General features: G+C 53.5%; 20 protein-coding genes. 2 read left to right on the forward strand and 18 right to left on the reverse strand.

Annotated elements, in window-relative coordinates:
- Positions 1-5 precede the first annotated feature (5 nt).
- From nusB to OO731_RS03220, 14 genes are all read right to left on the reverse strand, one after another.
- Positions 6-425 carry a transcription antitermination factor NusB gene (gene nusB / locus OO731_RS03155; RefSeq protein WP_138315507.1) on the reverse strand — a complete coding sequence of 140 codons (420 nt, stop codon included), beginning with the start codon at positions 423-425 and terminating at the stop codon, positions 6-8.
- A 4-nt stretch (positions 426-429) separates the two neighbouring features.
- Positions 430-993: an elongation factor P gene (gene efp / locus OO731_RS03160; protein ID WP_138275363.1), complete on the reverse strand. Its 564-nt coding sequence runs from the start codon at positions 991-993 to the stop codon at positions 430-432.
- A gap of 92 nt (positions 994-1085) precedes the next feature.
- Complete coding sequence (locus OO731_RS03165) at positions 1086-1520, reverse strand: type II 3-dehydroquinate dehydratase (protein ID WP_138275364.1); 435 nt, start codon at positions 1518-1520, stop codon at positions 1086-1088.
- Between the two features lie 21 nt (positions 1521-1541).
- On the reverse strand, positions 1542-2618 hold the full coding sequence (gene aroB / locus OO731_RS03170; protein ID WP_264890621.1) for a 3-dehydroquinate synthase: 1077 nt from the start codon (positions 2616-2618) through the stop codon (positions 1542-1544).
- A complete protein-coding gene (locus OO731_RS03175) occupies positions 2611-3117 on the reverse strand; it encodes a shikimate kinase (RefSeq protein WP_138316318.1) in 507 nt (168 codons plus the stop codon). The genes aroB and OO731_RS03175 overlap by 8 nt, the downstream gene beginning before the upstream one ends.
- Position 3118: 1 nt before the next feature.
- Positions 3119-4321: a chorismate synthase gene (aroC, locus tag OO731_RS03180; RefSeq protein WP_264890622.1), complete on the reverse strand. Its 1203-nt coding sequence runs from the start codon at positions 4319-4321 to the stop codon at positions 3119-3121.
- Between the two features lie 45 nt (positions 4322-4366).
- Positions 4367-5209: a shikimate dehydrogenase gene (locus OO731_RS03185; protein WP_264890623.1), complete on the reverse strand. Its 843-nt coding sequence runs from the start codon at positions 5207-5209 to the stop codon at positions 4367-4369.
- On the reverse strand, positions 5202-6251 hold the full coding sequence (mltG, locus tag OO731_RS03190) for an endolytic transglycosylase MltG (RefSeq protein ID WP_264890624.1): 1050 nt from the start codon (positions 6249-6251) through the stop codon (positions 5202-5204). Before mltG ends, OO731_RS03185 begins: the two co-directional genes overlap by 8 nt.
- Positions 6244-6711, reverse strand: a complete 468-nt coding sequence (ruvX, locus tag OO731_RS03195; protein WP_264890625.1) for a Holliday junction resolvase RuvX — start codon at positions 6709-6711, stop codon at positions 6244-6246. The genes mltG and ruvX overlap by 8 nt, the downstream gene beginning before the upstream one ends.
- Positions 6711-9368, reverse strand: a complete 2658-nt coding sequence (gene alaS, locus OO731_RS03200; protein ID WP_264890626.1) for an alanine--tRNA ligase — start codon at positions 9366-9368, stop codon at positions 6711-6713. The genes ruvX and alaS overlap by 1 nt, the downstream gene beginning before the upstream one ends.
- A 1-nt stretch (position 9369) precedes the next feature.
- Positions 9370-9597, reverse strand: a complete 228-nt coding sequence (locus tag OO731_RS03205) for a hypothetical protein (RefSeq protein WP_138275372.1) — start codon at positions 9595-9597, stop codon at positions 9370-9372.
- 8 nt (positions 9598-9605) lie between these two features.
- On the reverse strand, positions 9606-9956 hold the full coding sequence (locus OO731_RS03210; protein WP_138275373.1) for a DUF948 domain-containing protein: 351 nt from the start codon (positions 9954-9956) through the stop codon (positions 9606-9608).
- 21 nt (positions 9957-9977) lie between these two features.
- Positions 9978-10607 carry a 30S ribosomal protein S4 gene (gene rpsD / locus OO731_RS03215; RefSeq protein WP_138275374.1) on the reverse strand — a complete coding sequence of 210 codons (630 nt, stop codon included), beginning with the start codon at positions 10605-10607 and terminating at the stop codon, positions 9978-9980.
- A gap of 198 nt (positions 10608-10805) precedes the next feature.
- Positions 10806-12146 carry a replication-associated recombination protein A gene (locus OO731_RS03220; RefSeq protein WP_264890627.1) on the reverse strand — a complete coding sequence of 447 codons (1341 nt, stop codon included), beginning with the start codon at positions 12144-12146 and terminating at the stop codon, positions 10806-10808.
- Between the two features lie 70 nt (positions 12147-12216).
- On the opposite strand from OO731_RS03220, the gene OO731_RS03225 reads away from it, so the two are divergent.
- The gene (locus tag OO731_RS03225; RefSeq protein ID WP_264890628.1) at positions 12217-12984 is read left to right on the forward strand and encodes a peptidylprolyl isomerase; all 768 of its coding nucleotides are present in this window, start codon (positions 12217-12219) and stop codon (positions 12982-12984) included.
- Positions 12985-13024: 40 nt separating this feature from the next.
- The gene (locus tag OO731_RS03230; RefSeq protein WP_264890629.1) at positions 13025-14263 is read left to right on the forward strand and encodes a DUF349 domain-containing protein; all 1239 of its coding nucleotides are present in this window, start codon (positions 13025-13027) and stop codon (positions 14261-14263) included.
- 45 nt (positions 14264-14308) lie between these two features.
- On the opposite strand, the gene OO731_RS03235 is transcribed toward OO731_RS03230, so the two are convergent.
- Genes OO731_RS03235 through yajC form a run of 4 tightly spaced genes read right to left on the reverse strand, consistent with a single transcriptional unit; the run spans position 14309 to position 19703 of the window.
- Positions 14309-16552 carry a bifunctional (p)ppGpp synthetase/guanosine-3',5'-bis(diphosphate) 3'-pyrophosphohydrolase gene (locus OO731_RS03235; RefSeq protein WP_264890630.1) on the reverse strand — a complete coding sequence of 748 codons (2244 nt, stop codon included), beginning with the start codon at positions 16550-16552 and terminating at the stop codon, positions 14309-14311.
- Between the two features lie 36 nt (positions 16553-16588).
- Positions 16589-17560: a protein translocase subunit SecF gene (gene secF, locus OO731_RS03240; RefSeq protein ID WP_264890631.1), complete on the reverse strand. Its 972-nt coding sequence runs from the start codon at positions 17558-17560 to the stop codon at positions 16589-16591.
- Positions 17560-19272 carry a protein translocase subunit SecD gene (gene secD / locus OO731_RS03245; RefSeq protein ID WP_264890632.1) on the reverse strand — a complete coding sequence of 571 codons (1713 nt, stop codon included), beginning with the start codon at positions 19270-19272 and terminating at the stop codon, positions 17560-17562. The genes secF and secD overlap by 1 nt, the downstream gene beginning before the upstream one ends.
- Positions 19273-19301: 29 nt before the next feature.
- A complete protein-coding gene (gene yajC / locus OO731_RS03250) occupies positions 19302-19703 on the reverse strand; it encodes a preprotein translocase subunit YajC (protein ID WP_264890633.1) in 402 nt (133 codons plus the stop codon).
- Positions 19704-19737: the final 34 nt, after the last annotated feature.

The raw sequence follows: 19737 nt of genomic DNA on the forward strand, positions 1-19737 counted from the left end.
AGGCCTTAGTTGGCGGCCTTTGTTGATGAGATTCTTGAAAGCAAACCGTTCACAAACGAGCCTGATTCATCGGTTGACAGCTCTTTCGCGAGCTCGACTGCTTCGTTGATTGCCACGCCATCGGGAACAGAGTCGTTGTGCAAGATTTCCCAAACGGCAACGCGCAGGATTGCGCGATCTAGGTTTGGCATACGATCCAAAGCCCATCCCTGCGAGTAGGTCTCTAGGAGGTCATCGATCTCGTCATGATGTTCGATGACGCCCTCAACGATTTCGCGAGCATAGCCAAAGATTGCGTCCTGATTCTGACGATCCGCAGCCAGGTTCGCAACCTCGTCCAGCAGCAACAGCGGAGAAATCTTACGAATATCGGCCGCGAAAACAGCATCTACAGCGCGTTTGCGCGCTTTAGTTCTGGCGCTCAACTGATTAGTCAGTCACGCGGCCGAGGTAGTCACCGGTGCGGGTGTCTACGCGGACCTTGGTGTTGTTCTCTAGGAACAGAGGTACTTGAATCTGAAGACCGGTCTCAACGGTTGCTGGCTTGGTGCCACCGCTCGAACGGTCACCCTGTAGGCCAGGCTCGGTGTAGGTGACCATTAGAACAACCGATGCTGGAAGCTCAACGTAGATTGGGTTGCCTTCATGCATAGCCACAACTGCCTCTTGGTTTTCAAGGAGGTAGTTGACTGCGTCGCCAACGGTGGCCTCATTAAGAGTGATCTGGTCGTAGGTTTCGGCATCCATGAAGATGAAGCCTTCACCATCGTTGTACAAGTAGGTCATGTTGCGCTTGTCAACGTTGGCGGTCTCAACCTTTACGCCAGCGTTGAAGGTCTTGTCGACAACTTTGCCGGTCATGACGTTCTTGAGCTTTGAGCGTACGAAAGCTGCACCTTTTCCAGGCTTAACGTGCTGGAATTCGACGACAGCCCATAGCTGCCCCTCGATGTTAAGAACCATGCCGTTCTTTAGGTCATTTGAAGTAGCCATGACGATCAATCACTCGTTTCAGGTGTTAGTTTGGGGCAAAAAAATAGCGGGACCGAATCCCTGCGGATTTAGTCTACCGAAGGCGAGCTCAGTTAGCGAGTTAGCTGGCGCAAAGCAAGCAGGTATGAATCCACGCCGAAACCAGCAATTACACCGCTTGCAACACCTGAAATTACGCTGGTGTGGCGAAACTCCTCGCGGGTGTGCGGGTTGCTCAAGTGAACCTCAATCAGCTTTAGGCCAGCCTTAGTGATTTGCACGGCGGCATCGCGAAGCGCATACGAGTAGTGGGTGAAAGCCGCAGGGTTTAGCACTACGTCACTCTGAGTGTCCACGGCCTCGTGAATCCAAGCAATCAGCTGCGATTCGCTGTCAGTCTGTCTGGTTTCGGCGGTCAGTCCCAGCAAATTAGCCTCTGATTCAACTGCCCGGGTTAGTCCGGCAAAATCCATGGCGCCGTAAATGTCGGGTTCGCGAGAACCAAGGCGGCCTAGGTTTGGGCCATTGAGTACCAGAACTTTTCTCATGCGACTAGGTTACCTTGAGGGCTAGACAATCTCTTGGAAGGCTGCGTGAAGGAGTTCAGGTGCCGGGGCCGTCATAATTGTCGGTTTACCGATTGCATCCAAGACCACAAAGCGGAGCGTTCCGGCTCGAGTTTTCTTGTCTCGCTGCATTGTCTCTTGCAGCTGACTCCATTTGTGCGGGTCGTAAGAAATCGGCAGACCGAGAAGGGTCAAAACGCTGCGGTGGCGGTCGACAACGTCATCGGACAAGCGGCCGGCAAGTCGAGCCAATTCAGCTACGAAAACCATGCCGATTGAGATGGCAGCGCCGTGACGCCACTTGTATCGCTCGGCGTGCTCGATTGCGTGGCCCAGAGTGTGGCCGTAGTTCAGGATTTCACGCATTCCAGCCTCCTTGAAATCAGAACCAACTACGCGTGCCTTTATGGCCACAGAGCGCTCGATGATCTCGCGGAAAGCATCTGAATTTGGATCAGTGGCAACCGCTACATCGGCCTCGATTAGCTCGAGAATGCGTTCGTCGGCGATGAAGCCGTACTTTACGACCTCACCGAATCCGGCGAGAATTTCGTTCTTAGCCAGGCTCACTAACGTGTCCAAATCAATGATCACGGCTGCCGGAGCGTAGAAACATCCGACTAGGTTTTTGCCCTCTGATGTATTGATACCGGTTTTGCCACCGATTGCTGCGTCAACCATTCCTAGCAGGGTGGTTGGAACCTGAATTAGTTTTACTCCGCGCAACCAGGTTGCAGCAACGAAACCGGCCAGGTCAGTGGTTGAACCGCCGCCAAATCCGACTACAGCGTCTGTTCTGGTGAAGTCAGCCTGGCCCATGATTCCCCAGCAGAACGCTGCTACCTCGACCCGCTTGGCATCCTCACTGTCAGGAACCCCAGCCAGGATGGCCTCATATCCAGCTGTAACCAAAGTTTCTCGAAGAAGTTCAGCACTCGCGCTCAGCGCAACGGGGTGAACGATCAGAACCTTTGCAACGTCCTTGCCGAGTGCCAAGGGTACCTCGCCCAGGAGGGCACGGCCGATGATGATGTCGTAAGGGCTGTCACCGTTCACGGTGATTCGAGTGATGTCAGTCATTGATATCCAGTTTCTCGCGAATTTCGGCGATGGTAGCAGCTAGTGGTTGACCCGAGGTGTTCACTTCGATGTCGGCTAGTTTTTCGTAGGTTGACCGTCGTGAATCATAAATGCGGCGCCAGTCAGAGAGGCCATTCTTCAGAAGCGGCCGATTGCCATTTCGAAGGCGTGAGCCCATGTGCTTACCGTCGGTCGACAGATAAATAACGGTTGCCTTGCCCAACTCGGCTTGGTTTCTTTCGCTCAGCACTGCCCCGCCGCCCGTAGCTACGATTCCAGGTTGTGAAAGCGCCTTTTTGACAGCGATTTCCTCGATTTCGCGGAAAGCTGACTCGCCACGACTTTCGAAGATTTCGCTAATCGAGCCATGCTCGTCCGTGATCAGGCTATCCGTGTCGGTAAATGGAAGCTCAAGAATCTTCGCTAGTTTCCGCCCAACCGTTGTCTTACCGACACCCATTGGGCCAATCAGCACGATTACCTGGCTTTTGTCAGGCATGTTAGTCGCGAGAATCGAAAGACTTAAGTACTTCTGGGATGCTGGCGAGGTAACTGTGCAGGTTGCGCTTGGTCTCCTCCAGCGAGTCTCCACCGAACTTCTCCAAAACCGAATTGGCCAAAACAAGTGCAACCATGGCCTCAGCAACCACACCGGCAGCTGGTACAGCGCAAACGTCTGATCGCTGGTGGTGTGCTTTTGCAGCTTCGCCGGTAGCTACATCGATGGTGGCCAAAGCCTTAGGGATTGTCGAAATTGGCTTCATTGCAGCACGGACGCGAAGTACTTCGCCGTTGCTCATTCCACCCTCAATACCACCAGCGCGGTGGGACAAACGGCGCACTACGCCCTGACCATCGCGCTCAATCTCATCGTGTGCGACCGAGCCGCGGCGGCGCGCGGTTTCAAAACCGTCGCCAACTTCAACGCCCTTGATGGCCTGAATTCCCATCAGTGCAGCTGCCAGTTGCGCGTCAAGGCGGCGATCCCAGTGAACAAAAGTTCCCAAGCCTGGCGGCAGGCCGTAGACCAGAGTCTCAACTACGCCACCAAGGGTGTCTCCATCCTTGTGGCACTCGTCAACCTCGGCCACCATAGCAGCCGAAACCTCTGGATTGAACGCGCGCATAGGGTCTTGATCGATGGCGAAAATGTCGTCAGGGGTTGGAACCGGCAGGTCGCTGCTGGCCATAACTTGCCCGATGCCGACCGTGTGAGTGATTAGGCGAATACCAAGCTCGTTCAGGAAGCTTGAAGCGACGGCTCCCAAAGCCACGCGTGCCGCAGTTTCGCGTGCGCTGGCACGCTCCAGTACCGGGCGGCTGTCGAGGAATCCGTACTTCTGCATACCTGTGAAGTCTGCGTGGCCAGGTCGAGGTCTGGTCAACGCCTCGGCGCGGGCGCCGGTGAGTTTGTCGGCGGCTACAGGGTCGGCTGACATTACGTCCTGCCACTTTGGCCACTCAGTATTTGCAACGGTGATCGCTACCGGTCCGCCCATGGTGAATCCATGTCTTACTCCACCAGAGAGTGAGACCTCATCCTGCTCGAACTTCATTCGGGCGCCACGACCATAACCAAGGCGTCGGCGTGCAAGTGCATCCGCAACATCTGAGGTGGTGATCGGTACTCCGGCTGGCAGGCCTTCTAGAACGGCAACGAGCTCAGGCCCGTGCGACTCCCCTGCGGTGATCCAACGTAACATTCGTCAATTCTCTCATAGGTGTTGCACAGTTCGGTTAGGTGAACCCTAATCAGATACCGAACGGCGCATAGCCTCGACTACAGCAATTTCATTTGGCAACTCTTGTGACGGGTTGCCGCTCCTAAAAATGCGAATTTGTGCCACTGCCTGCCAAATAAGCATCTCAAAACCGCTCGCAACCTGGCCACCACGATTGATCCAAAGTGAAGCAATTTTGCTTGGCCATGGGCTGTAGGCAACGTCTAGGAGTAAGCCATTCGGCTTCCAGAGGCTAAGTTTTTCGAGTTCTTCAGCCTGAGCGTCCATCGCGTGGGCTGGGACGGTGCTGACCACCAAATCGGCTGAGGCGATTGTGTTCACCAGTCCCCAAATTCTCGAAGTCTTTAGCCCTAGGGATTTAGCAAAATTCAAGAGGTCTTTGCGAGTTTTGGGATTCCGTGCATGGACTTTTACTTTTGAACCCGGTGCAAGCTTGGCAATGGCGGCGATTGCCGAGGTAGCCGTTGCACCAGATCCAATAACCAAACTAGTATCGATTGGCGTGAAAGTTCGTTCTCGCACAGCCTGGTAGATGCCGAACACGTCAGTGTTGTAACCATGCCAAGTGCCCTTTTCGTCGCGCACCAGAGTGTTGGTAGCGCCGGTTTGCTTCGCAAATTCGTCTAGGTCGTCGGCAAACCTGGTGGCTTCTTCTTTCAGCGGCATGGTTACGCTGAAACCATCCCAAGGATCCTCTAAACCACCGATAAAGGTGCGAAGAAAGCCTTTATTTACCTCTGCCCTGCCGTAGGCCCAATCCTCACCAAGCACCCGATAAGCGGCTAGGTGGATTGTTGGAGACTTTGAATGCTCAATTGGTTGCCCTAAGACGGCGAATTTCTTACTCATATTCAGGGTTTTCCATCATCCAGGCCAACCATTGCGCAACGGCGCGCTCGTGCTCGGCCAGGGTCTCACTGAAGACAGTTTCTCCGGTCTCAAGATTTATGGTGCAGAAGTAGAACCAGTCGCCGTCGGCAGGATTCAGGGCTGCATCAATTGCTAATGCTCCGGGCGCACTAATTGGTCCAATAGGAAGTCCTGGATACAGGTAGGTGTTGTATCCGTTGTCGTTAGCACGCTCTTCATCGGTGGTGCTCACGGTGTTGCCACCAACGCCATAACTGACTGTGGCATCGGACTGAAACGCCATGTTGGCATTGAGGCGATTGTAAAAAGTTCTAGACACTTTGAAGAAATCGGGCTCGAGGCGCGCCTCTTTTTGAATGATTGAGGCCATGGTCAGAATCTCGTGTACCTCGTCGGCTGGAATGCCAAAGCGGTCGATTTCCTGATTCATCCGGTCAACCATCGCCTGCAAAATGCTCTGCGCGGATTCATTCGGGCCGAACGAATAGGTTGCCGGAAAAAGGTAACCCTCGATACTTGGCAAATTAGCTGAAAGCCCAAATAATTCGGGCTGTTCGAATAGATCCTGGAATTCAGCAAGGGGAATACCGGTGTCGGTGCTGAGCGTCTTAAAGATCACCGATGCTCGGAGCCCCTCACGAATAATCGTGCGATTGGCTACAACGCTACTTGGGTCGGCTAACGCGGCTAGCGCTTGGCTCGAACTCATCTGAAGCTTGAGCCGGTAGGTACCAGGGTAAAAACTCGGATTAGTCTCGAGGATTAGCTTGTAGGTGGTCTGAAAGCTTTTGACAACTCCAGCATCGACCAAGGCTTGGGCCACATCTGAGCCATCAAAACCCTCTTCGATGGTGATGAGTGCCTCGCCTTGACCAGGACCAGAGAAGTCGTTTCCTAAAATTTGTTCAATACCGGCCCGGATAGCGCCACGGTTGGCATATGCGGTGACACCGCCCAATACCAAGGCCAGAACAGCGATGGCGGCGATTATCCGGCGACGGATAAAGGTCTTATTAGTCATCAAGGTCCTCTAAAGATTTGCCAGCAAATTCGCCGGTACTGCGCTCGATCTGCAGGGCGTTCTCCAAGATTACTGTCGCCGCAACCTGATCAATGATTTTTCGGCCATTCTTTGAATTTTTGCCGGATGCACGCAAAGCGGCAGTTGCCGAAACCGTAGTTAGTCTTTCATCGACAAACCGTACCGGGCAGTTAACCATGTTTTGAAGCGTTGCTCCAAATCGGATGGCATCCTGGGTCGAGGCGGTGGGTTTGCCCGCCATGTTGAGTGGAAGACCAACGTAAATTACCACTAGGTCTTCACCATCGGTAAGCTTCAAAACCTCTTGGCAGCTGTCCTCCAGAGATTCCTTGCGAACGGCATTACCCAGGCCTGATGCCAAGATCGCATGGAAGTCACTGATGGCAACGCCTACCCGGACGGTGCCAACGTCGACGCCAAGTCGGCGACCGCTAAGCACTATGCGTTCAACGCTCCGCGAATGGCAGCAAGAGCCTCAGAGATTTTGCTCGTATCGGCTCCACCACCCTGGGCTAGGTCATCCTTGCCGCCGCCACCGCCGCCGAGCACCGCACTTGCTGCTCGAACAAGTGCTCCGGCCTTGTGGCCAGCAGTCCTTGCAGATTCGGTGGTCGCAACAACAAGCATCGGTTTGTCAGATACCTCGCCGAACAGGGCAATCACAGATGATGAACCGTTTACCTTGTCACGAATCTTCGTAGCCAAAGTCCTAAGGTCGTCCACTGAACCCAGCTGTCCAAGATCTGCTGAGATAAAGCTCGTTCCTGAAATCTGCTCGGCAGACTCGATCAGAGCAGGAATTTGTTCTGCCAGCTGACCGGCCTGCAGCGAAGCAATCTTGCGCTGTGCGGCTTTCAACTCATCGATAGCCGAAGCAAGTTTTTCTTCTAGGTTCTCTTTCGGAGTCTTTAGCGCATCAGTCAGTCTTGCAACGAGTGCGCGTTCGCTAGCCAGGCTACGGAATGCCTCGATACCAACCAGAGCTTCCAATCTGCGGGAACCAGATCCAACTGAAGCCTCGCCAATTAGCGATACCAAACCGATTTGAGCGCTTCGAGAAACGTGGGTTCCACCGCAAAGCTCACGTGACCAAGGGCCACCGATTTGAACCACACGAACTTGTTCATCGTAGGTTTCACCGAATAGAGCCACGGCACCCCACTCGCGAGCCTCAGACAATTCCATTAGCTGGGCGCTAACGGCTAGGTCTCCACGGATGGCTAGGTTGGTGACCTCTTCAATTTCAGACTTAGTCTCAAGGCTCAGTGCCTGAGCCCATGAGAAGTCAAGACGCAAGTAGCCAGGTTTGTTATAAGAACCACTTTGCAAGGCGGTAGGGCCAAGCACCTGGCGAAGCGCGGCGTGCACCACGTGGGTACCAGAGTGTGCCTGACATGCGCCAAGGCGCCATTCTGCATCTACCTCAGTTTGAAGTTTTTGACCGACCTCAACCTGGCCTTCGCGAACCAAAACCTTGTGGCTAATCAGGCCCTTAACCGGCTTCTGTACATCCAGTACTTCTAGCTTTACGCCAGATCCGACGATGAAACCAGCATCTGAGTCCTGCCCGCCAGATTCCGCATAGAAAGATGTCTCATCCAGGATTACTTCGGCGATTTGACCCTGCGTTGCGATGCGAGCATCAGCGCCGTCAACGATCAGACCTAGAACTGAGCCTTCAGTTGCTAGTTGCTCGTATCCGGTGAACTTGGTTACACCCAGAGCTCGGAAAGCTGAGTAAACAGAAAGGTCGGTTCCACCGAGCTTCTTTTCGCGTGCGTCGGCCTTGGCACGGTCGCGCTGTTCAGCCATCAAAGCCTTGAATCCATCTCTATCAACCGTGAGGCCTGCCTCTTCGGCAATCTCGAGAGTTAGATCGATAGGAAAACCGTAGGTGTCGTGCAACAAGAATGCTGCATCACCGGCAAGCTGCTTTGATCCGCTGCTCTTTACTTCATCAAGCGCCTGGTCAAGGAAGACGGTTCCTGCAGAAAGAGTACGAAGGAAGGTTTCTTCTTCAGCAATTGCAACTCTAAGAATGCGCTCGAATTCGACCTCTAGCTCTGGGTAGGCAGCCTTCATAGCGTCTTTAGACTCTGGGAAGAGTTGTCCGAAAGTTGGTTGATCGACACCAAGTAGGCGCATGGCGCGCACGGTGCGGCGAAGCAAGCGGCGGAGCACGTAGCCGCGGCCATCGTTAGCCGGGGTTACACCATCACCGATGAGCATCAGTGCTGAACGAACGTGGTCTGCGACAACACGAAGGCGAACATCATCTTCAGTGTTTGCGCCGTAGGTTTTACCTGAAAGTTTTGCTGCTAGGTCGAGAACCGGACGAACCTGGTCGATCTCGTAGAGGTTCTCAACGCCCTGCATCAAGAATGCAACGCGTTCCAGACCCATTCCTGTGTCTATGTTCTTCTTCGGAAGTTCACCGAGTATCTCGAAGCTATCTTTGCCAGTTCCCTGGCCGCGCTCGTACTGCATGAAAACTAGGTTCCAGATCTCGATGTAGCGATCTTCGTCGGCCTCTGGGCCACCCTCGCGACCGTAAGCTGGCCCACGGTCATAGTAAATCTCGGAACAAGGTCCTGCTGGACCTGGTTGTCCAGTAGACCAGTAGTTGTCCTTCATCCCGCGGCGCTGAATGCGCTCCATTGGAATGCCAGCTACATCGCGCCAGATCTGAATTGACTCGTCGTCATCTTGGAAAACGGTTACCCAGAGCAGTTGCGGGTCAAGTCCCAAGCAACCGCTCTCAACCGAACCGGTCAGAAACTCCCAGGCAAAGGCAATGGCTTCAGGCTTGAAGTAATCACCGAACGAGAAGTTTCCGTTCATCTGGAAGAAGGTTCCGTGACGGGTGGTCTTGCCGACTTCTTCAATGTCGAGCGTGCGAACACACTTCTGAACGCTAGTTGCCCTTGGGTACGGCGCTGGCACAAGTCCACTCATGTACGGGATGAATGGAACCATACCCGCAACGGTGAAGAGTAGAGACGGGTCCTCGCTAATGAGCGAAGCCGAAGGAACTACCGTGTGACCTTTATTTTCGAAAAAATCAAGCCAGCGGCGACGAATCTCTGCCGTCTGCACGTTAGATTTCGGTTGGCTGTGAAGCCGAGGTAGTGCCTGAATCCTTAGCGCGCTGAGTGTTCAACTCGGCCGAGCGCTCGTTGAAGCCTTCAGTCACGTAGGCACCAAATTCGCGAGCCTTCTGAGTGTATTCCTCAACCAAAGCAGCAGCCTTTGGGTTTTCTTTGATTTGCTTTGCCGCGGCAAGGCCAGCGGCAGTGCCAACTACGAACCAGAAAAATTTCTTCATGAGGTGACCTACTTCTTTTTACCTAGAAAGGTGCTTCGAAGAGTCTGGGTGAGTCCAGCAATCTTCGCTAGTGGTGAACCGACGGTAGCTGAAAAAACTGCAACCAACGAGCTGATGTTAGAGCTAACTTCTGCAACGTTTTCAGTTATGACATCGATCTTGTTCAACTGCTTGTTTGTGGCAGTGACAGTTTCGGTGAGTTCAGACAGCAGTGGAGCCACGCTCTCGTTGAGGTCTCGGATTGAAGTCCGAGTCTCATCAAGAACACGCCCGAGCTTGAGCAGAGGCACAGCAATAAAAATCACAAGCAAGACGAAACCGCCTGCTGCAATGAGTGCTGCTATGTCTCCACCGCTCATCTGAATCCCCTTTACTAAAAATTATCGAGCAGCGTAGTACTCAACAACAAGCTGAACTTCACAGGTAACTGGAACTTCAGCGCGCTTTGGACGACGAACTAGAGTCGCGTGAAGCTTGTCTAGTGAAACGTCTAGGTAGCCAGGAACTGGAGGTAGTACATCTACGTGACCGCCAGCAGCCGCAACCTGGAAAGGCTCGGTTGATTCTGACTTCTCGTGGACGTGTACTAGCTGTCCAGGCTTTACGCGGAATGATGGGCGGTCAACGCGCTCACCATTCACAAGGATGTGACGGTGAACAACCATCTGACGTGCCTGAGCGATGGTGCGTGCGAAACCTGCGCGCAGAACAATCGCGTCTAGACGCATCTCAAGTAGCTCGACTAGGTTTTCACCGGTTAGGCCCTCGGCACGCTTTGCTTCCTGGAAGGTCTTGCGAAGCTGAGCCTCACGAATACCGTACTGGGCGCGTAGACGCTGCTTCTCGCGAAGACGAACGGCGTAGTCGCTGTCAGCCTTCTTCTTGGTGCGACCGTGCTCACCTGGAGCGTATGGACGCTTCTCAAGGTACTTAGCGGCCTTTGGGGTTAGGGCAATGCCCAGCGCGCGAGACAAACGAGTCTTGCTGCGAGTACGTGTGGTTTTAGACACGTCTTCCTTTCAATGAATCACGAGGATTCTCTATAGCGGTAAATGTTCACAAATTGGAGTTCATACGAACTCCTCTGCCACGGACCCCTTGGCTATACAGGGGTCGCACCGTGACGAGTACTCAAACAGCCGCGTTGAGCACTCCAGTCGGCAACCTCTCAAGCCTAACAGTTCAGCGCCCGCAAGCCAAGGACCCCGCTACTTTTTATTCCCACGGATGATTGAGCGTAGACGTGCCCAGCGCTCAACAAGATCTCTCTCAAAACCTATTTCTTTGGGAGAGAAGTACTTTCGGCTAGCTACGCGGCGATCCAGGTAGTTTTGCTCGACCACTGACTTTGGGTCATCGTGCGGATAGACGTAGCCAACCCCAGCTCCTGAGCGCGCTGCACCCGCGTAGTTGGAGCTTCTGAGTGCCTTGGGAACTGGGCCAATACGGCCACTTCTGATGTCCTCAAGCGCGGCATTTATAGCGTTGTAAGCGGAGTTCGATTTCGGTGCGAGGCTGAGATAAATTGTGCACTCGGCAAGCGGAATGCGCCCCTCGGGCATGCCAACTTGGGAAACCATCTCGGCCGTAGCAACTGCCACTTGAAGCGCCTGCGGATCTGCTAGGCCGATGTCCTCCGCGGCCAAGATCATCAAACGACGAGCAATAAACCTTGGATCCTCGCCAGCCTCGATCATTCGTGCTAGATAGTGAATAGCGGCGTCGGCATCGGATCCTCTAACCGATTTTATGAAGGCGCTTATAACGTCGTAGTGCTGGTCACCGTTTTTGTCATAGCGGACCAACGCCCGGTCAAGTGCTTGACCGACGGCATCAAAATCGATTTCAGCCACCCCAGCGCCGTCTCTGGCAGCTGCCGATGCGGCTGCGGCCTCCAGTATCGTGAGTGCCCTTCGGGCATCGCCGGTGGCAAGCTCAGCAATCTTTTGAATGACGGCGTCTGAAATCTCGAATTTTCCGCCCAGGCCTCTTTCATCGCTTACGGCTCGCGAGATGAGTACAACTAGATCGGTCTCCTCGAGCGCCTCGAGAGTCACCAGGAGCGAGCGAGAAAGGAGCGGGCTAATGACGCTGAAACTCGGGTTTTCAGTTGTAGCTGCAATTAGAACAATCCAGCCATTCTCCACCCCCGGCAATAGAGCATCCTGCTGCGCCTTCGAAAATCGATGTATTTCGTCAAGGAAGAGGATTGTGCTCACGCCATACGTGTCTCGGTCAGCGCGCGCACGCTCCATTACCTCGCGTACGTCTTTGACACCGGCAGAGATTGCACTCAGTTCGACGAAGCGCCTTCCACTTAGACGGGCAACAACCTGTGCCAGAGTGGTTTTGCCGGTTCCCGGAGGCCCCCAGAGGATTACGGAAACGTTTGAGGCTCGCTCCCCCGATCGCGTTGGCGCAGCAAGTGAATTGAGCGGTTGCCCCGGACCCAAAATTTTCGACTGGCCGACGACTTCTTCAAGACTTATTGGTCTCATTCGAGCTGCCAGCGGCATTGCGCCTGAATAGAACGATGACTGCTCCGACATGCTCTAAGGCTAGTCGATGGCCCTTCGGGTTTATCGAAGTAAAATCAAAGTTGACAACCTGGAGGAAACTTTGCCGACAAAGAAGACCCTTAAGACCATTGATGCTGCTGCCAAGGCACGAGCAGCCGATTACGCCGCTCAGCAGAAACAGCAAGAGTTGCGAAAAGTTCGGAACTCGCGCGACAACAGAATTGCCCTCATTGCATCGGCTGGCGCAGTTGTTTTGGCTCTAGTCCTTCAGCTTGGATACTTTGGCTTTGGACCGGGAAGTGTGAATCCAAGCCCAACGGCTAGCAGCTCAGCTAACTCAGCACTGGTTCCTTCGCCTGAACTTGCTGAAGGTCGTACTTGGAGCGGTTCAATCGAAATCAACGGCAAACCATTGACCGTTGAGATTGATGGCGCGAATGCACCGCAGGCGGCCGCCAACTTCTTGTCACTCGCAAACTCTGGGTTCTACTCTGGCAACACCTGTCACCGATTGGTAACCGCGGGTATATATGTTCTTCAGTGTGGTGACCCTAATGGTGATGGCACCGGTGACCCTGGGTATAAGTGGGGACCGATTGAAAACGCTCCTGCCGATGACAGCTACAAAACCGGCGTATTGGCCATGGCTCGCCAATCAGGGGACGGCTCAACCATGGGCTCGCAGTTCTTCATCGTCTATGAAGACAGCGTTATTCCATCGGATGCAGCGGGCGGGTACACCGTCTTTGGAAAAATCACTGGTGATCTCTCAGCAATCGATGACGTAATCGCCGGTGGCGTTGAGGGTGGCGGTACCGACGGTAAGCCAGCTGTCGAAGCCAAAATCAGCGCAATCAGCCTAAAATAAGACCTAAGTCTTAAACCGGACTTTCGAATCAGGAGCACAAATGCCTACCACCCCAGCTAACCTCGGCCGCGTCGATGCCGAAAACAATGTTTTTGTAACCGAGGCGGGAGTTGAGCGTAAGGTCGGTCAGTATCCGGGTGTTGCAGCTGAAGAAGCATTGGCTTACTTCGTTCGCAAATTCTCAGATCTTGAGGCGCAGGTTCGAATTCTTGAGCAAAGAGTCGCAAATAAGGTTGAGGCCGGTTCTCTCAAGAAGATTGCTGCAAAGCTTTTGGAGGACCTTAAGGAGCCTGCAGCTGTCGGAGACATTGCTGATCTACGTCGTCGCGTGGGCAACCTAGACGAGAAGATTGCTGCGCTCGGAGCAGAAAAGTCGGAAGCCAACAAAGAAGCTATTGCCGAGGCGCTTGCCAAGCGAAGCGACATCGTGGTTCGTGCAGAGGCGCTAGCCTCACAGGATTCAGCCAAGACTCAATGGAAAAATTCAAGCGCAGAGATGACAGCGCTATTCGACCAGTGGCAGTCACTTCAGAAATCTGGTGCCCGCGTGCCAAAGTCTGAGGCAGATGCACTTTGGAAGCGCTTCTCAGCGGCTCGAACCAAGTTTGATGCTGGCAAGCGCGCCTATTTTGCCGGCCTAGATTCAGCAAATAAGGCAGCGAAGGCTGCCAAGCAAGAGATTGTTGCCCAGGCGGAGGCCTTGGTCTCAAAGGGTGCCGATGCGACTGCCGCGTACCGCAAACTCCTCGATGCTTGGAAGGCGAGCGGACGCACACCGGGTAAGGGTGACGACGCGCTTTGGGCCCGATTCAAGGCAGCTGGTGACGCAATTTACTCTGCTCGTGCAGAAGAAGTTGTTGTCGAAAACGCTGAACAAACAGCCAATCTTGAAGTCAAACTTGAACTCCTAAAAGAGGCCGCAACCATTGATCCTGATAAGGACCTAGCCGAGGCTAAGAAACAGCTGCTTTCAATCCAGACTCGTTGGGAAAAGGCAGGTCGTGTACCTAAGGACAAACTTCGCGACACCGAAGACAAACTTCGTGCCATTGAAGCCAAGGTGCGCAAAGTCGAGGAAGACCAGTGGCGCAAGACAGACCCAGCAGCGATCGAACGCTCAAATGGCGTTATCGCTCAGCTGGAAGATTCGATTGTGAAGCTTGAGGCTGAGCTAGCTGCTGCCAAGGCAACTAAGGACAAGAAGAAGACTGATGCTGCTACCGAAGCACTAAAGGCCCGTCAGGCTTGGCTAGAGGTTGTTAAGGCTTCGATGCAGTAAGTGAGTTTGTAAAAAAAGACCCAGGCATGGTGCCTGGGTCTTTTTTTAGTTGGAGACTCGATAAACGTCGTACACGGCTTCAATTCTGCGCACAGCATTGAGCAGGTGCTCTAGAACTGATGCATCGCCCATCTCGAAGACAAATCGACTCAGTGCAACCCTGTCACTTCTGGTTGAAACAGATGCCGAAAGAATGTTGACGTGGTGCTCAGATAGCACCCTGGTTACATCGGACAGCAGACCGCTTCGGTCCAATGCTTCGATTTGAATTTGAACCAGGAAAAGGCTCTTTGAGTTTTCTGCCCAGGTGACATCCATGATGCGCTCTGGCTCAAGAATCAGCTGCTCAACATTCTTGCAGTCACGACGATGCACCGAGACGCCGCTACCTCTGGTCACAAATCCGACGATGTCATCACCAGGAACCGGCGTGCAGCAACGAGCCAGCTTAACCAGCACATCTGAGTCTCCCCTGACCAGAACGCCGGCGTCGTTTGATCGTCGGCGATTCACGCTTCTTGGCGCGGTTGGCAGAGTGAAGACTGACTCATCGTGCTCAGTCTCAGAGACGGCTGCAGTCAACTTCTCTACTACTGACTGAGCTGAAATGTGGTTGTCCCCGATTGCGGCATAAAGCCCCTCGACATCTGGGTATCGAAGTTCACCGGCCAATTTAACGATCTCGTCAGCTGCCATCAAGCGCTGAAGCGGGAGGTTCTGCTTTCGCATCGCCTTGGCAAGAATTTCTTTGCCGTGCTCGATAGCCTCATCGCGTCGACCGATCGCGAACCACTGCTTGATCTTTGCTCGTGCTCGCGGTGACTTCACGAAATTCAGCCAGTCCTGGCTTGGTCCGGCATCCGGTGACTTTGACGTAAAGATCTCGATTACGTCGCCAGAAACAAGCGCTGTTTCGAGTGGTACCAGACGCCCGTTTACTTTGGCGCCCATCGTTCGATGTCCAACTTCGGTGTGTACAGCGTAGGCAAAGTCCACTGGGGTAGCGCCACCCGGTAGTCCGATTACCTTGCCCTTTGGTGTGAACACGTAAACCTCTTTGGCACCAATCTCAAACCGTAGAGAATCCAAGAACTCAGAAGGATCCTGAGTCTCAGCTTGCCAATCGGTTAGGTGCTTTAGCCACGCCAAATCTTCATCAGGAGTCTTCTCAGTGTTGCCGACTTGCTCTTTGTACTTCCAGTGAGCGGCCACACCGTATTCTGCACGTTGATGCATTTCGTGGGTTCTAATCTGAATCTCAACAGGTCGACCCTGGGGACCCATAACCGTGGTGTGCAGGGACTGGTAGAGATTGAACTTCGGCATGGCGATGTAGTCTTTGAAGCGCCCAGGCATTGGGTTCCACCTAGCATGGATAGCACCCAGAACCGCGTAGCAATCCTTTACTTCGTTGACCAGCACCCTGATGCCGACGAGGTCGTAGATGTCGTCAAACTCGCGACCACGAACCACCATCTTTTGATAGATCGAGTAGTACTGCTTTGGTCGCCCAGCGACCTTGCCCTTGATTCTGGCCTCGCGCAGATCTTCTTCAATCGAGCCGATAACACTCTCAATGAATTCGGCCCGCTTGGGAGTTCTCTGGGTTACCAGGTTCACGATTTCTTCGTAGACCTTTGGGTACAGCACACCAAAACTTATGTCTTCAAGTTCCCACTTGATGGTGTTAATTCCCAAACGGTGAGCCAGCGGAGCGTAAATCTCTAAGGTTTCCTGAGCCTTGCGTCGAGCTGACTCTTCCGGGACAAACTTCCAGGTTCTGGCGTTGTGCAGTCGGTCGGCGAGTTTGATCACTAGGACTCGGATGTCCTTGGACATCGCTACGACCATCTTGCGAACTGTCTCAGCCTGGGCGTGGTCGCCAAACTTAACTTTGTCTAGCTTCGTAACACCGTCTACGAGCATGGCTACCTCGGGACCAAAATCCTTAGTGAGCTGCTCCAGCGAATAATCGGTGTCTTCGACGGTATCGTGCAATAGGGCTGCCGCCAGCGTGACTGGACCAATACCCAATTCGGCCAAAATGTGAGTTACCGCGAGCGGGTGCGTGATGTACGGCTCCCCCGAGCGCCGCACCTGCGGGCGATGGGCCAGCTCGGCCACCGCAAACGCCCTATCGATGATTGAAAGGTCAGCCTTAGGGTGATTTGCCTTGGCTATACGAATAATCTCGTTTAGTTCGGCAGCGTAGGGACCTGATCGAGCAAAAAGTCGCGGCAAACGACTACGAAGAGTGCTGATACTCCCGGTAGGTGTCGAATCTGTCATCGTGCCCTATCTCTCTCTTTAGGACAGCCTAACAATTTATGCTTGGGCGACTGCCTTAGCCGAAGCCTTGGCATACTTTGGCTCACCTTCACGTAGCTGGCTGTAAAGCGGAGCCGCGATGAAGATTGTGGAGTAGGTACCCACGGCGATACCGATGAACAAGGCCAATGCGATGTCGCGGAGTGTTCCGGCACCGAGAAGCACTGCACCGATGACCAAAATTGCAGCGACAGGCAGCACGGCAACGACCGAGGTGTTGATTGAACGCACTAGTGTCTGGTTGATTGCAAAGTTAACCTGACCTGCAAAGGTCTTGGTGTCGCTGTGCTCGACATCGATTGTGTTCTCACGAATCTTGTCAAAGACCACAACGGTGTCATAAAGCGAGTAACCAAGAATGGTCAGGAATCCAATCACTGCCGCAGGAGTCACTTCCATGCCGAATGCTCCGTAAACACCAGCTGTGATGATCAAGTCGTGTGCCAGAGCGGCAACAGCTGCAATAGACATCTTGAGGGTTCTGAAGTAGAGCGCCATAAATACTGCCGCTAATCCTACGAATACCAAAAGGCCGTTGATGGCCTTGCCTGTAATGTCAGAACCCCAGTTGGCTCCAACGAAAGAGCTTGCTACCGCTGAGCTGTCAACCTTGTAGGCGTTTGCCAAGGCAACTCGAACCTCTTCTGACTCGGTGTCAGACAACTGCTCGGTCTGAATGCGAATGCTATCGGTGCCGACGTTTGAAACAAGAGTTTCTACCTCTGGAACAACGCTTCTGACTGCATCAGTAGCAAGTTGCTGTGAAGTCGACGCTGCTCCTGCAACGCGGAATTCAGAACCACCACGGAATTCAATACCAAAATTGAAACCACCGCGAAGGGTAGGAATGAGAACTGCAAGAACAATCATGACTGCAGCGATTGAGTACCAGAGCTTGCGGCGACCGACAAAGTCGATTGAGCGCTTTCCGGTGTAAAGAGCGTTTCCGAACTCACCGAATCTTGACATTACTTGGTCTCCCCCGACTTGATTGCGCCAAGCTCGGCGGCCTTGCGCTCTGCAATCGTCTGACGCTTATTTGCTTCTTTTGAGGCCTTAGCAGCCTTGGTCGCCGGAACCACGGCTGCGGTTCTAAATTGGCCACGACCCACGTAACCAGATGCGCCAAGCGCTTTGGCGTCGAAGCCTGACCAAGGGCTGCCTGAGCTGAAGAACTTCGTCTTCACCAAAAGCTGAAGAATCGGGTGGGTAAACAGAATCGCGATACCCAAGTCGACCAATGTGGTTAGACCTAGTGTGTAGGCGAATCCGCGAACGTTTCCAACAGTCAAAAGGTAAAGCACAACTGCGGCGAGGAGACTTACGCTTCCGGAAACCAAAATTGTGCGCTGAGCTCGCTTCCATCCGGCATCAACTGCTGCCGCGATACTGCGTCCGTCTCGAATTTCGTCTCGAACGCGTTCAAAGTAAACAATGAATGAGTCGGCAGTGATACCAATCGCAACGATCAAACCGGCAACACCTGCCAGCGATAGTCGGTAACCCTGACGCCACGATAGGAGTGCGATTAGAAGGTAGACAACCAAGGCCGCGACTGCCAACGAGCCAACAGTAACGACAGCCAGACCGCGGTACTGGAAGATCGAATAGATGACAACAAGTAGCAGACCGATGGCTCCGGCCAATAGACCGCTTGCCAACTGCTCAGAACCTAGGGTTGCTGAGATGTTCTCCTGGCTCTGAACCTCGAATGAGATTGGCAAAGCACCGTACTTTAGCTGGTCTGACAAAGATTTTGCAGTCTCGCTGTTGAACGAACCAGTGATTTGAGCAGAGCCGTTGCTGATTACCGCATTGGTTGATGGTGCAGTAATTACGTATCCATCAAGGGTGATAGCAAATTGGTTTCTAGGTTCAGTCAGCGGGAAAAGTCGCTCTGTTACCGCAGCAAACTGCTTGGTACCCTCCGCGTCGAACTCAAGGTTCACTGCCCAGGTGTTGGTGGTTGCACCGGTAGAAGTGGTTACTGTTCCAGCAGTTGAGTCGCTAACTGTGCTGCCGTCGATCTCAACTGGACCGAGGATGAACTTCTGGTAACCAGTGGTGTCACATGTAATAAGCGGTTGTGCAGGGTCGTCCACCTGACCAGCCTCACGGAATGCCGATGAGCAGTCCAAGGCGTCGTAGGTTGCCTGTAGCTCTGGAGTAATCCATGCGACATCGCTAGCGTCTGTTGGGCTGGCACTTGGTGCTGCCTCTGCAGAAGCTGATGGGCTTGGGCTAGCCGATGAACCATCAGTTGCGCCAACCGAAGTAGAGACACCCTGAGAGGTGACTAGAACCGGACGGAACTCAAGTCGGGCGCTGCTGCGGATTAACTTGAGTGTGTTTTCATCAGGTGTACCAGGGATCTCAACAGTGATGTTTGAATCGCCAGATGTCTTGACTGAGGCTTCGGAGACACCGCTGGCGTCTACACGCTGACGAATGATCGATACGGCCTGGGCCAATTGCTCATCGGTGACCTTTTCGCCATCGGCAAGCAACGGTGCCAAGATGATCGAAGTTCCGCCTTGGAGGTCCAAAGCTAACTTAGGTGTGAACGAAGCACCTGCGCCTGTGGCTGAACCCAGCCCAATTAGACCGGCAAGGATAGCGATTACCGCTCCCAGCCAGCTCAAGCGTTTAACAGCGCTCTTTGTTACTCCAGAGTCAGACATTTTGGATCCCCTTGTTCCTGAAAAATCTATTACTTAGCGGCTGGCTTTTTTGCAGCAGGCTTAGCGGCCGGCTTGGCTGCCGCCTTTGCTGCTGGCTTTGCCGGAGCCTTCTTCGCTGCAGTTGCAGTGGCTGCAGCCTTTGCGGCAGGCTTCTTGGCCGCTGGCTTAGCAACTGGTGCCGCTGCATCTACTGAACGGATTGCAGCCTTGGCAACAGTAAGTTTGGTGCCCGGAGTGGTCTCAAGGATCATGCGGTCGTCTTCAAGTGAAACAATTTCACCAATGATGCCGCTGTAAAGAGTTACGGAAGCGCCGACGGTGATTTTGGCCTGAAGTTCAGCTGCCTGCTTCTTGCGCTTGCGAGAGTTGTTGAACATCATGGCAATCAATACTGCAAGTGCTACGTATAGGAAAATCTCTTGGACTGGCATTACGAACCGATCTATATCAGGAAGACAAAATAAA

The organism is Rhodoluna sp. KAS3, from assembly GCF_026000575.1.
Classification (GTDB): Bacteria; Actinomycetota; Actinomycetes; order Actinomycetales; family Microbacteriaceae; genus Rhodoluna.